This is a genomic window from Kitasatospora sp. CM 4170 (assembly GCF_032110285.1).
Taxonomy (GTDB): Bacteria; Actinomycetota; Actinomycetes; order Streptomycetales; family Streptomycetaceae; genus Kitasatospora; species Kitasatospora aburaviensis.
Genome location: NZ_CP134877.1, coordinates 6239739 through 6252208, shown reverse-complemented (window position 1 = coordinate 6252208; position 12470 = coordinate 6239739). Strand labels below are relative to the sequence as shown.

The 12470-nt window shown below is 75.6% G+C and carries 10 protein-coding genes; 6 read left to right on the top strand and 4 right to left on the bottom strand.

Translation table 11 applies throughout. The features are described from left to right. The first annotated feature begins 128 nt into the window (after window positions 1–128). A complete protein-coding gene (locus tag RMN57_RS26640) occupies window positions 129–941 on the top strand; it encodes an enoyl-CoA hydratase/isomerase family protein (RefSeq protein ID WP_313765825.1) in 813 nt (270 codons plus the stop codon). A 90-nt stretch (window positions 942–1031) separates the two neighbouring features. Here the strand turns inward: RMN57_RS26640 and RMN57_RS26635 are convergent, their stop codons facing one another. After that, window positions 1032–2255: an acyl-CoA dehydrogenase family protein gene (locus tag RMN57_RS26635; RefSeq protein WP_313765824.1), complete on the bottom strand. Its 1224-nt coding sequence runs from the start codon at window positions 2253–2255 to the stop codon at window positions 1032–1034. 212 nt (window positions 2256–2467) lie between these two features. Between RMN57_RS26635 and RMN57_RS26630 the strand changes: the two genes are divergently transcribed. Both RMN57_RS26630 and RMN57_RS26625 read left to right on the top strand, forming a co-directional pair. Next, window positions 2468–3106: a TetR family transcriptional regulator gene (locus RMN57_RS26630; protein ID WP_313765823.1), complete on the top strand. Its 639-nt coding sequence runs from the start codon at window positions 2468–2470 to the stop codon at window positions 3104–3106. A 198-nt stretch (window positions 3107–3304) separates the two neighbouring features. Next, window positions 3305–4768: a cellulase family glycosylhydrolase gene (locus tag RMN57_RS26625; RefSeq protein ID WP_313765822.1), complete on the top strand. Its 1464-nt coding sequence runs from the start codon at window positions 3305–3307 to the stop codon at window positions 4766–4768. Window positions 4769–4999: 231 nt separating this feature from the next. Here the strand turns inward: RMN57_RS26625 and RMN57_RS26620 are convergent, their stop codons facing one another. Beyond that, a complete protein-coding gene (locus RMN57_RS26620) occupies window positions 5000–5953 on the bottom strand; it encodes an IS481 family transposase (RefSeq protein WP_313761509.1) in 954 nt (317 codons plus the stop codon). A gap of 116 nt (window positions 5954–6069) precedes the next feature. Beyond that, window positions 6070–8094, bottom strand: a complete 2025-nt coding sequence (locus RMN57_RS26615; protein WP_313765821.1) for a M3 family metallopeptidase — start codon at window positions 8092–8094, stop codon at window positions 6070–6072. Window positions 8095–8350: 256 nt separating this feature from the next. Here RMN57_RS26615 and RMN57_RS26610 point away from each other — a divergent pair, with 256 nt between their 5' ends. Beyond that, window positions 8351–10066 (top strand): bifunctional 3'-5' exonuclease/DNA polymerase, encoded by a 1716-nt coding sequence (locus RMN57_RS26610; RefSeq protein WP_313765820.1) that lies wholly within the window; start codon window positions 8351–8353, stop codon window positions 10064–10066. A gap of 49 nt (window positions 10067–10115) precedes the next feature. On the opposite strand, the gene dhaM is transcribed toward RMN57_RS26610, so the two are convergent. After that, on the bottom strand, window positions 10116–10508 hold the full coding sequence (dhaM, locus tag RMN57_RS26605; RefSeq protein ID WP_313765819.1) for a dihydroxyacetone kinase phosphoryl donor subunit DhaM: 393 nt from the start codon (window positions 10506–10508) through the stop codon (window positions 10116–10118). Between the two features lie 215 nt (window positions 10509–10723). On the opposite strand from dhaM, the gene dhaK reads away from it, so the two are divergent. Together dhaK and dhaL are read left to right on the top strand one after the other, a co-directional pair. Further along, a complete protein-coding gene (gene dhaK, locus RMN57_RS26600; protein WP_313765818.1) occupies window positions 10724–11719 on the top strand; it encodes a dihydroxyacetone kinase subunit DhaK in 996 nt (331 codons plus the stop codon). A gap of 52 nt (window positions 11720–11771) precedes the next feature. After that, complete coding sequence (gene dhaL / locus RMN57_RS26595; protein ID WP_313765817.1) at window positions 11772–12398, top strand: dihydroxyacetone kinase subunit DhaL; 627 nt, start codon at window positions 11772–11774, stop codon at window positions 12396–12398. The last annotated feature ends 72 nt before the right edge of the window (window positions 12399–12470 follow it).

Below are 12470 nucleotides of genomic sequence, written 5' to 3'. Positions count from 1 at the left end.
CGGGTCGGCTCCGGGTCGGCTCCGGGCGGGCTCCCGGTCGACTCCCGGTCGGGCGGCACCCGGACCGCCGGGGAGTGCCGCCGAGCATCCCTGAGAGAGTGGGCGCACCACGATCACCGGAGGTGCGCATGGACGACCAGCCGCTGCTCACGCGGGGCCGCTCCCCGCTGCCCACGCACGTCGACGGCCTCAACGCCTGGACCGGCGAGGACGGCGTCGCGGTGCTGGAGTTCGCCCGGCCGCACCGGCGCAACGCGATCACCCTGGCGATCTGGCAGGCCCTGCCGAAGGTGCTGCAGCAGCTGGCCGAGCAGCCGGACGTGCGCGCACTGCTGGTCACCGGCGCAGGCGGCACCTTCAGCGCCGGCGCGGACATCGCCGAGCTGTCCGAGGTCTACGGCGATCCGGACCGCGCCGACGCCTACCACGCCACCAACGTCGCCGCCGAGGAGGCGCTCGCGGCCTTCCCGCACCCGACGATCGCGGTGGTGCGCGGCGCCTGCGTCGGCGGCGGCTGCCAGCTGGCCGTCGCCTGCGACCTGCGGTTCGTCGCCGAGAACGCCCGGATGGGCATCACCCCGGCCAAGCTCGGCGTGGTCTACCCGGCGGTGCCGACCCTGCGACTGGCCCGGCTGGTCGGGCCGGCCCGGGCCAAACTGCTGCTGTTCTCCGGCGAGTTGGTGACCGGCCGGGAGAACGTCGTGCTCGGCCTCGCCGAGCGCGCCCTGCCCGACGCCGAACTCGACGCCGGCGCCCTGGAGTTCGCCCGCCTGCTGACGCTGCGCTCGCCCCAGACCATCGGCGCGGTCAAGGCCGCCCTGGCCGTCCCCCCGGAGCGGGCCGCCGAGGCCCTGCGGCCCTGGGAGAGCCGCTCCCGCGAGGCCTCCGACACCCACGAGGGCCTCGCCGCCTTCCTCGAAGGCCGCCCGCCCCGCTTCTGAGCCCCGGCGCAGGGACCGCGAACGGCTACGCCCCCGGCCGGAGCCGGGAGGCGGGCCGTCGGGAACCCGGCCGGGGTCGCGCGGGGGCCGTCAGCGGATCGGCATGCCGGAGATGGCGCGGGCGATGACCAGGCGCTGGATCTCGCTGGTGCCCTCGAAGATCGAGTAGATCGCGCTGTCCCGGTGCATCCGCTCCACCGGGTACTCGCGGGTGAAGCCGTTGCCGCCGAGGATCTGCATCGCCTGCGCGGTGACCCACTTGGCGGTCTCGCCCGCGTACAGCTTGGACATCGAGCCCTCGGCGGCGGTGAACGGCTGGTTGTTGGCCGCCATCCAGGACGCGCGCCAGACCAGCAGCCGGGCGGCGTCGATCCGGGTCTTCATGTCGGCCAGCTGGAAGGCCACGCCCTGGTTGTCGATGATCGGGCGGCCGAACTGCACCCGGGTCCTGGCGTAGTCCAGCGCCACCTCGTACGCGGCCCGCGCGATGCCGATCGCCTGGGCCCCGACCGCCGGCCGGGAGGCCTCGAAGGTGGCCATTGCGGCGTTGCCCTTGCCGGCCGCCCGCTTCGTGCCCTCGCGGGCCCGGGCCAGCCGCTCGTCCAGCTTCTCCTTGCCGCCGAGCAGGCAGTGGCCGGGCAGCCGGACGCCGTCCAGGACGACCTCGGCGGTGTGCGAGGCGCGGATGCCGTGCTTCTTGAACTTCTGGCCCTGGCTCAGCCCGGGCGTGCCCGGCGGCACCACGAAGGAGGCCTGGCCGCGCGCCCCGAGCGCCGGGTCGACGGTGGCCACCACCACGTGCACGGCGGCGATCCCGCCGTTGGTGGCCCAGGTCTTGGTGCCGTTGAGCACCCACTCGTCCTTGGCCTCGTCGTAGACCGCCCGGGTGCGCAGCGCCGAGACGTCCGAGCCGGCGTCCGGCTCGGAGGAGCAGAACGCGGCCACCTTGACGTCCTCCGGCGTGCCGAACATCTGCGGGGCCCAGGTGCCGATCTGCTCCTCGGTGCCGTTGGCCAGGACGGCGACCGCCGCGAGCGTGGTGCCGACGATGGACAGGCCGATGCCGGCGTCGCCCCAGAACAGCTCCTCCATGGCGATCGGGATGCCGACTCCGGAGGGGTCGAAGTACTGCTGGGCGTAGAAGTCCAGGGAGTAGATGCCGAGCTTGGCCGCCTCCTGGATGACCGGCCACGGGGTCTCCTCCCGCTCGTCCCACTCGGCGGCGGCCGGGCGCATCACGTCGGCGGCGAAGCCGTGCAGCCAGTCGCGTACGGCGAGCTGGTCCGCGCCCGGGTCCAGCGAGAACGTGCTCATGATGCCTCCGGTGGGAGCGGCGGCCCCCGCCCCGGACTCCGGGCCGGGCGGTGGGCGCTGAAGCGGTGTCGGTCAGGTGTTACCGGCGGTAACATCGCCGGAGTCTGCTACTCATAGGTAGGAATGTCAACGCCCCGCACACCGCGGCCCGGACCACGCCGGACCACGCCCCCGAAGCCGCGACCCGCCGGCCAGAACCGTCAGGAGCCCCCATGCCGCCCGCCGACGAACCGCGCCGGGAGCAGCTGCTCAACGCCGCCGACCGGGTGATCCAGCGGGACGGCCCGAGCGCCAGCATGAACGCCATCGCCGCCGAGGCCGGCATCACCAAGCCGATCCTGTACCGCCACTTCGGCGACCGGAACGGGCTGATCCGGGCCCTGACCGAACGCCACACCAGCGGCCTGCTGGCCGCCGTCCGGGCCGCGCTCAACGAGCCGCTGGAGCGGCGCGACCGGGTCGAGCACGTGCTGGACACCTACCTGTCCGGCATCGAGGCCCGCCCGCAGGTGTACCGGCTGCTCACCCACCCCGAGCCCGGCGACCCGAGCGGCGCCGGGCACGCGCTCGCCCCGGCGCTGCGGCAGATCGCCGAGGAGATCACCCGGGCCGTCGACAACCAGGTCGACCTCGGCGCCGACCGCGAACTCCTCGCCGAGGCCTGGGGGCGGGGCATCACCGGCATGGTCCTGGCGGCCGGGGACTGGTGGCTGGAGACCAGACCCTGCTCGCGGACCCGGATGGTGCAGGCGCTCGCCGACCTGCTCTGGGGCCGGCTCGCGGCCGCCGCCGACCTGCCCACCGCCGTCCTCCCGGCCCCGGCCCCGGCCGCGGACGCCCCGCCGGCCTGAGCCGCCCCGCCGGGGGGCCGAGACGCCGGAGGCCGAGCCGGCGGGGCCGAGGTGCCGGCACACGTCCGCTCCCCGGCGCCGGCCGGGGCTTCGCCGAAGTCCCCGGCTCCCGTGCGGTACGCGACTCTTGTGCGGTACACGGCGATCCGGGCATCATCGGGCCCCACCCCCAGCCGGAGCGATCCCCCCGAGGTCCCGATGCGCTTACGCCGCACCGCCGTTGCCCTCCTGCTCGCCGCCACCGCCGCGGTGACCCCGCTCACCGCCGGCCCGGCCGAGGCCCGGTCGGCACCCCGCGAGGCCGCCTTCCCGACCGGTACGGCCACCGCCGCCGACGGCCGTACCAGCCTCACCGATTCCGCCGGCCGCCGCCTCCCCCTGCGCGGCTTCAACCTCGACAAGTACGCCGAGGCCACCGAACAGGACGTCAAGGGCATCGCCGACCGGGGCTTCACGCTGATCCGGGTCGCCGTCTCCTGGACCAGGCTGGAGCCGCAGCGCGGCCGCCTCGACGAGGCCGAGCTGCGCCGGCTGCACCGCGTCCTCGGCTGGGCCGACCGGTACGGCGTGCTGGCCCTGGTCGACTTCCACCAGGACGTCTACGGGCCGAAGTTCGGCGGCGGCGACCGCGGCATCCCGGTCTGGGCCACCCGCGACGACGACCTGCCGTTCACCCCGGACCCGGACGACTGGTTCGCCGGCTACTTCCAGCCCGCCGTCCAGGCCGCCTTCCGCCACCTCTACGACGACGCCGACCTGCGCACCTGGCAGGCCGACTTCTACACCCGGCTCGCCCGCGAACTGCGCGTCCACCGCTCGCTGTTGGGCTACGACCTGTTCAACGAGCCGTTCGGCCCGGTGGACGGCGACCCGACCGACCCGGCCGTCCTCGCCGCCTCCGCGGCCGCCCTCGAACAGGGCCGGCTCGCCGACATGTACCGCCGGCTGATCCGGGCCGTGCGCCGGGTCGACACCCGCGCCTGGCTGTTCGTCGAACCCACCGTCCTGGTCGGCCAGGGCGTGCCCACCCGGCTGCCCGGCTTCACCGACCCGCGCCCCGGCGCGGCCCGGATCGGCTACGCGCCGCACTTCTACGACACCGCCGTCGAGTCCGGCGCCGACTGGGACCCGGCCGGCGGCTTCGTCGAGAACTACACCGCCGCGATCACCGCGTACCCGGCCGAACACCGCCTGCCGGTCCTGGTCGGCGAGTGGGGCCCGCCGGACTCCCGCAGGCCCGGCAACGCCCAGCTGGTCCGCCGCCAGGTCGCGGCCATGGACGGCTTCGCCGCCGGCTGGGCCATGTGGTACTGGTGCCGGGGCAACGGCGGCTACTGCGCGCTCGACCCGGCCGGCCGACCCGCCCCCGGCGACGAGCCCGCCTTCGGCCCCTACCCGGTGGCGGTCGCCGGGACGGACCCGGCCACCACCGCCACCGCGGGCGGCCACACCGTGCGCTACCGGGCCGACGGCACCGGCCACAGCACCGAACTCGCCCTGCCCGCCTCGGCGTTCCCCGCCGGCGTGCGGGTCGACGTGGTGCCGGCCGGTGCCCGGGTCGAGGTCGACCAGCCGGTCGGCGACCGTGCCGGCACCGCCCGGATCCGCCTCCCGCACGCCCGCCCGGGCACCCCGGTCACGGTCACCCTCACGCCCCGCTGAGCCCCGCGGCGGAGGGCCTGTCTTCAAACCCCCGTCGTCCGCCCGGAGGGCGGGCGGGTCGGCGTTAGGGTGCGTGCATCGCAAGGCGGAGGTGGGGGCACCTCCCGGCCGGAGGCTGGGGGCCATCGGCGACCGACGACAACGCGGCGTGGGGGTACCTCCCGGCCGAAGGCTGGGGGCGTGCGTGCCCCGGCGTCGACCCGCAGGCGGGGGTTTGAAGACAGGCCCTGGCTAGGTGTTCTGACTCGTGAGGTTGGGGACGCGGCTGGCGGGTGGCTTGCCTGCGAGTGCTGTGTGTCCGCGGTGGTGATTGTAGGTGTGGAGCCAGGCGGGGTAGGCGTCGCGGCGTTCCTGTTCGGTGCGGTAGGGCCTGGCGTAGGCCCATTCGTCGAGCAGGGTGCGGTTGAAGCGTTCGACCTTGCCGTTGGTCTGGGGCCGGTAGGGCCGGGTTCGCTTGTGCGTGATGCCTTCGGCCGCGAGGGCATCGCGCCAGGTCCGGGAGCGATAGCAGGAGCCGTTGTCGGTCAGCACGCGCTGGACGGCGATCCCGGCCCGGGCGAAGAACTCGCTTGCCCGGGCCCAGAAGGCGGTGGCGGTCTCCTTGCGCTCGTCGGGCAGGATCTCGCTGTAGGCCAGGCGGGAGTGGTCGTCCACGGCGTTGTGGAGGTAGCTGTAGCCCGCGCCGGAACGGGTCTTGCGGCCGGCCTCACGGCCCAGGATCTTGTGGCCGCCGCCGTCGGGGATGTTGCCGAGCTTCTTGATGTCGACGTGGACCAACTCGCCCGGTGCGGCGCGTTCGTAGCGCCGCACCGGGCGAGCGGTCGCGCGGTCCAGGTGGGCCAGGCGGGCGAGCCGGTAGCGGGTCAGCACGCGGTGCACGGTCGCTGGGTTGAGCCGCAGCAGGTAGGCGATGCGGGCCGGGCCCCAGCGGCGCAGGACGCGGACCTTGATGATCCGCCGCTCGGTGCGCGACGGGGTCCGCCGGGGGCTGCGGTGCGGGCGGCTGGAGAGGTCGCTCATACCGGCCTCGCCCAGCGCCCGGTAGCGGTCCGCCCAGCGCTTGGCCGTGGTGGGCGAGACCTGGAAGCGCTCGGCGGCCCGCCGCAACGGCCAGCCGTCGTCGACCACGCAGCGGGCCAGGCGCAGGCGTCCGGTCTCGGTCAGCGGTGCGTTACGGTGTGGCATGAGGGCCTTTCTGGCTGAGGTGCAGATGTCGCAATCCACACCGAGCCAGAAGGCCCTCACTCATTTCAAGATCACCACGCCGTGAGCCCTGTCACCAACCTCCGTGGTCAGTACAGCTAGGCCAGGCCGCGGCGGGCCAGCAGCGGGCCGGGCTGCGGGTCGCGCCCGACCACCGCGCGGAAGGAGTCCAGCGCGTCCCGGCTGTCCCCGCGCGAGAGCAGCTCGCGGCGGAACACCTCGCCGCTCTCCCGCACGCTGCGGCCGTTCCGCTCGAACCAGTCCACCGTCTCGGCGTCCAGCACCTCGGACCAGATGTACGCGTAGTAGCCCGCGCTGTAGCCGCCCGAGAAGATGTGCGAGAAGTACGCCGTCCGGTAGCGCGGCGGGATCGCCGCCACCGCCAGCCCCGCCTTCGCCAGCGCCGCCGCCTCGAACTCCTCGGCGTCCGCCACCTCCTGGCCCTCCGGCACGCTGTGCCAGGCCCAGTCCAGCAGCGCCGCCGCCAGGTACTCGACGGTCCGGAAGCCCTGCCCGAAGCCCTCGGCCGCCGCCATCCGCTCGACCAGCTCGGTCGGCAGCGGCTCGCCCGTCACGTGGTGCCGGGCGTAGTTGGCCAGCACCTCGGGCCGGACCATCCACATCTCGTTCACCTGCGAGGGGAACTCGACGAAGTCCCGCGGCACGTCGGTACCGGCGAAGTACGGGTAGCGCACGTCCGAGAAGAGCCCGTGCAGCGCGTGCCCGAACTCGTGGAACAGCGTGCGCACCTCGTCCCAGGAGAGCAGCACCGGCTCACCCGGCGCCGGGCGGGCGACGTTCAGGTTGTTGTACACCACCGGCCGCTGCCCCAGCAGCCCCGACTGGGTCACCAGTTCGTCCATCCAGGCCCCGCCGCGCTTGGACGCCCGGGCGTGGAAGTCCCCGAGGAAGAGCCCCAGCGAGCCGCCGTCCTCCTCGAACACCTCGAAGACCCGCACGTCCGGGTGGTAGGCGACGAGGTCGGTGCGCTCGGTGAAGGTCACCCCGTAGGCCAGGTTGGCGGCGAAGAAGACGCCGTCCCGCAGCACCCGCTCCAGCTCGAAGTACGGGCGCAGCGCCCCGGCGTCCACCTGGTACGAGGACTGCCGGACCTGCTCCGAGTAGTACGCCCAGTCGTGGGCGGCGATCTCCTCGATCCCGTCGGCCGCGGCCAGCTTGGCCAGTTCGGCGGCCTCCCGGCGGGCGTTGGCCACCGCCGGGGGCACCAGCCGGGCCAGCAGCGCGTCCACCGCGTCGACGCTGCCCGCGGTCTCGTCCGCCACGACGTACGCGGCGTGCGTGTCGTACCCGAGCAGCCGGGCCCGCTCGGCGCGCAGCGCGGACATCCGGATCGCCAGCGGCCCGTTGGTCGCGACGGCGCGGCCCAGCGAGGCCGCCAGCAGGCGCTCGCGCACCGAGCGGTCGGTGAGGGAGGCCAGCTCGCTCTGGTTGGAGAAGTTCTTCAGGCTGAGCACGTACTTGCCGTCGTGCCCGAGCGCCCGGCCGTTCTCGGCCGCGGCGGCGACCTCGTCCGGCGAGAGGCCGGCCAGCTCCTCGGCGGAGTCCACCACCAGCGCCCGGGCCTTCGAGTCGGCCGCCACGTTCTGCCGGAACACCGCGGAGGCGGTGGCCAGTTCGGCGTTCAGCCCGCGCAACCGGTGCTGCCGGTCGGCGTCCAGCCGGGCGCCGGCCCGGACGAAGGCGGTGTGCCGCCGCTCCAGCAGCCGCAGTGACTCCTGGTCCAGCCCCAGCTCGGCGCGGCGCTCGTACAGCTCCTCGATCCGGGCGAACAGGGCCGCGTCCAGGTGGATCGCGTCCCGGTGCGCCGCCAGCCGCGGGCTGATCTCGGCGTCCACACCGTCCACCCCGGGCGTGGTGTCCGCCGAGCTCTGGTTCTCGAAGACCACCCTGACCCGGCGCAGCAGGGCGCCGGAGCGCTCCAGCGCGATCAGCGTGTTCTCGAAGGTCGGCGGCTCCGGGTTGGCGGTGATCTCACCGATCTCCGCGAGCTGCTCGGCCATTCCGCGCTCGAAGGCGGGCAGGTAGTGCTCTTCCCGGATCTCGGCGAAGGGCGGCAGTTCGTACGCCAGGGTGCTGGGCTTGAAGAAGGGGTTCTCCGTCATTCGGCCGACCCTACGCGCTGGCACCGGCCCTGCCTACGCCACCCGGCCGGCTCGACGGCGCACCGCACCGGCCCCGGCGCACCGCCCGGACCACGCGCCCGAGCCGCGCGCCCGACCCGTACCCCTCCGACGCGCCCCCGCCGCAGGCCCGCCGCGTCGGCCCCGACCGGCGGCCGGCGCCCCGCTGCCGACCGGCTGTCGTACCCACGGGTTACCGTCGAGGTCCCCGTCCGTCCGCCCGAGAGGAGAAGCCCGCGTGGCGCCCCGGATCGCCCTCGTCCCCGACCCGCACGGCCCGGGCGGGCGGCTGCAGCCCCTCGACGACGCCGGCACCCCGCTCGGCCCGCCGGCCACCGCCCCCGACCTCGCCGCCGCCGTCGCCGCCGCCGAGCGGGACGGCACCGTCCGCTGGGTCTGGGCCGCCGCCGACAGCGCCTACGCCCCCCTGCTCCCCCGGCTGCCCGACCGGCTCGCCCGCTGCCACGACCTGCGGCTGGTCGAGGCGCTGTTGCTGGCCCACGAGGGCCGGTTCGGCGCGCCGCGCTCGCTCGGCGCCGCCTGGGCCCGGCTCCACGGCCTGCCCGTCCCGCCCGACCTGCCCGAGCCCGGCTCCGCCGAGTCCGACGACGGCCAGGACACCCTCTTCGCCCCCGACCGGCTCCAGCTGCCGCCCGGGGCCGACCCGCTGGCCGCGGTGGTGGCCGTCCACGCCGAACAGCAGCGCCGGCTCACCGCGATCCGGGACGACGGCGCCCGCGCCCGGTTCCGGCTGCTGGTCGCCGCCGAGTCGGCCGGCGCCCTGGTGGCCGCCGAGATGGCGTACGACGGCCTGCCCTGGCGCGCCGACATCCACGACCGGCTGCTCACCGAGCTGCTGGGCCCGCGCCCGGGCGTCCCCGGCAGCCGGCCCAGGATCCTCGCCGACCTCGCCGCCGAGCTCCAGCAGGCCCTCGGCGGTCGCCCGTTCAACCCCGACTCGCACACCCAGGTGCTGCGGGCCTTCGCCGACCGGGGCATCCAGCTCGGCTCCACCCGCTCCTGGGAGCTGAAGGGGGTGGACCACCCGGCCGCCCGGCTGCTGGTCCGCTACAAGGAGCTCTCCCGGATCCACACCGCGCACGGCTGGGCCTGGCAGGACGCCTGGGCCCGCGGCGGGCGGTTCCGCCCCGAGTACGTGGTCGGCGGCGTGGTGTCCGGACGCTGGGCCAGCCGGGGCGGCGGCGCCCTGCAGATCCCGCGCATCCTGCGCCGCGCCGTGGTCGCCGACCCGGGCTGGCTGCTGGTCGTCGCCGACGCCGCCCAGTTGGAGCCGCGCGTCCTCGCCGCCCTCTCCCAGGACGCCGGCCTGGCCCGCACCGCCGCCGGCGGCGACCTGTACGAGGCGCTCGCCGCCTCCGCCTTCCACGGGGACCGCGACAAGGCCAAGCTCGGCCTGCTCGGCGCCATGTACGGCCAGACCAGCGGCGACATCGGCCCGCTGCTGAACACCCTGCGCCACCGCTACCCGGCCGCCATGGGCTACGTCGAGGCGGCCGCCCGCACCGGCGAGGACGGCGGCGTGGTCGCCTCCCGGCTGGGCCGGGTCTGCCCGCCGCCCTCCGCCGACTGGCTCGACCTCACCGAGGCGGCGGAGACGGCCGGCGACGCCGGCGGGCGCTCGGCCCGCGCCCGGGGGCGCTTCACCCGCAACTTCGTGATCCAGGCCAGCGCCGCCGACTGGGCGCTCGCCCTGCTCGCCGCGCTGCGCCGCCGGCTGGCCGCCCTGCCGGTGGCCGGCCCCGCGGACCGCCCGCACCTGGTCTTCTTCCAGCACGACGAGGTGGTGGTGCACACCCCGGCCAACCTCGCGGACGAGGTGGCCGTCGCCGTCGCCGCCGCGGCCGACGAGGCCCGGCTGCTGGTCTTCGGGGACACCCCGGTCCGCTTCCCGCTCACCACCGCGGTGGTGGACTGCTACGCGGACGCCAAGTAGGCCCGGCCGGACGGGTCGGCCGGCGGACCGCCCGGGCGACGGTCAGGAGCTACAGCTTGCGGAAGCCGCGGGCCTCCTCGGCGGCCGCCACCACCTCCGCCAGCCCCGCCCCGGTCGCGGCCGTGACCGCGGCCGAGACGGCGCCCTCCACGAACGGCGCGTCCACCAGCACCACCCCGGGCCGGGGCTCGTCCTCCAGCACCGTGACGGCGGTCAGCACCGAGCTGCCGAGGTCGGGGAGGACCACGACGCCCGCCCCGGCGTCCGCCTCCGCGACGGCCCCGGCGATCAGGTCGTAGCTCGTGCCGAGCCCGCCGTCCTCGGTCCCGGCCGCCACCACCACCCGCACCGCGTCCGAGGCGAGCTCCCCCAGCAGCTGCCGCAGCCCGGCGGCCAACTGCGGGCTGTGCGAGACCAGGACGATGCCCACGTAGTCGCTCATACCGCCGACCCTACGGCCCACCGGCTGCTCCGCAAGGGTGACCCGACCGCGTGTCCCCGCCACCCGCTCTCCCCCGGCACGGCGCGGGCACCCGCCGCCCCCGCCCCGTGCGTCCCGTCCGTCCTGCTCCGTCACCCGCGTGTCGCAGCACCGCCCCCCACCCCCCATCTGGCGTAGCGTCGGGTCAGCAGCGTCTGCCGAGGGAGCGAAGCGCTTTGAAGAAGCTGATCAACACCCCGGAGAGCGTCCTGGAGGACGCGCTGGCCGGAGTCGCCGCCGCACACCCCGAGTTGACGGTGGACCTCGCCAACCGGGTGATCACCCGCGCGGTCCGCCCGAGCACACCGAAGGTCGCCCTGGTCTCCGGCGGCGGCTCGGGCCACGAGCCGCTGCACGGCGGCTTCGTCGGCCCGGGCATGCTGGACGCCGCCTGCCCGGGCGAGGTGTTCACCTCCCCGGTGCCGGACCAGATGCTGGCCGCCGCCAAGGCCGTGGACTCCGGCGCCGGCGTGGTCTTCGTCGTCAAGAACTACACCGGCGACGTGATGAACTTCGAACTCGCCGCCGAACTGGCCGCCGAGGAGGGCATCGAGGTCCGCACGGTGCTCGTCGACGACGACGTCGCCGTCGAGGACTCGACCTGGACGGCCGGCCGCCGCGGCACCGGCGCGACCGTGCTGGTGGAGAAGATCGCCGGCGCCCTGGCCGAGCGCGGCGCCCCGCTGGACGAGGTGGTCGCCCTGGGCGAGCGGGTGAACGCCGCCTCCCGGTCGTTCGCGATCGCGCTGACCGCCGCGACCGTCCCGGCGGCCGGCAAGCCCGGCTTCGACCTGCCGGAGGACGAGATCGAGGTCGGCGTCGGCATCCACGGCGAGCCCGGCCGCCGGCGCGAGAAGCTCCGGCCCGCCCGCGAGCTGGCCGCTGAGGTGGTGGAGACCGTCCTCGCCGACCACCACCTGACCGCCGGCGACGAGGTGATCGCCCTGGTCAACGGCCTCGGCGGCACCCCGTTGCTGGAGCTGTACATCGTCTTCGGCGAGGTGGCGGCGCGGCTGTCCGAGCACGGCGTCACGGTGGCCCGGAACCTGGTCGGCAACTACGTGACCAGCCTGGACATGGCGGGGTTCTCGCTGACCCTGACCAAGGCCGACGGCCGGCTGCTGGAGCTCTGGGACGCCCCGGCGGACACCCCCGCCCTCAAGCGGGCCTGACCGCGCGGCCGAGCCGCCGGGACCGATCGCAGGAACGCAGGAAGGAGAGGGCATGGACTTCGACACCCGCCTCGCGCAGGCCTGGGTCCGCGCGGCGGCCGCCGCCGTCGGCGAGGAGCAGGAGCGGCTCACCGAGCTGGACTCCGCGATCGGCGACGGCGACCACGGCAGCAACCTGCAGCGCGGGTTCACCGCCGTCCTGGCCGCGCTGGACGGGCTCGACCCGGCCGGCCCCGGAGCGGTGCTGACCAGGACCGGCACCACGCTGATCTCCAAGGTCGGCGGCGCCTCCGGCCCGCTGTACGGGAAGGCCTTCCGCGCCCTGGGCGCGGCCCTGCCCGAGCCCGCCGACCCGGCCGGCTTCGGCGACGCACTCGCGGCCGGCCTGCAGGCGGTCCGGGACCTCGGCAAGGCCGAGCCCGGGGACAAGACCATCGTGGACGCCTACACCCCGGCCCTGGCCGCCTTCCGCGCGGCGGTGGCGGCCGGCGCCGACCTGCCGCAGGCCGCCGCCGCGGCGGCGGACGCGGCCGAGCAGGGGGCCCGGGACACCGTGCCGCTCCAGGCCCGCAAGGGCCGCGCCTCCTACCTCGGCCCGCGCAGCGTCGGCCACCAGGACCCGGGGGCGACCTCCACCGCCCTGCTCTTCCGCGCCCTGGCCGACGTCACCACGCCCTGACCCGCGGCGCCGACCCGAGGCCCCGGCCGGATGCGTCGCCCGCCCCCGGAAACCCCACCGTCCCCGCCCGCG

Excerpts from the sequence above, each read along its gene's own strand:
- RMN57_RS26640 (WP_313765825.1), top strand. The coding sequence starts at position 129 with ATGGACGACCAGCCGCTGCTCACGCGGGGCCGCTCCCCGCTGCCCACG.
- RMN57_RS26635 (WP_313765824.1), bottom strand. The coding sequence starts at position 2,255 with ATGAGCACGTTCTCGCTGGACCCGGGCGCGGACCAGCTCGCCGTACGC.
- RMN57_RS26630 (WP_313765823.1), top strand. The coding sequence starts at position 2,468 with ATGCCGCCCGCCGACGAACCGCGCCGGGAGCAGCTGCTCAACGCCGCC.
- RMN57_RS26625 (WP_313765822.1), top strand. The coding sequence starts at position 3,305 with ATGCGCTTACGCCGCACCGCCGTTGCCCTCCTGCTCGCCGCCACCGCC.
- RMN57_RS26620 (WP_313761509.1), bottom strand. The coding sequence starts at position 5,953 with ATGCCACACCGTAACGCACCGCTGACCGAGACCGGACGCCTGCGCCTG.
- RMN57_RS26615 (WP_313765821.1), bottom strand. The coding sequence starts at position 8,094 with ATGACGGAGAACCCCTTCTTCAAGCCCAGCACCCTGGCGTACGAACTG.
- dhaM (WP_313765819.1), bottom strand. The coding sequence starts at position 10,508 with ATGAGCGACTACGTGGGCATCGTCCTGGTCTCGCACAGCCCGCAGTTG.
- dhaL (WP_313765817.1), top strand. The coding sequence starts at position 11,772 with ATGGACTTCGACACCCGCCTCGCGCAGGCCTGGGTCCGCGCGGCGGCC.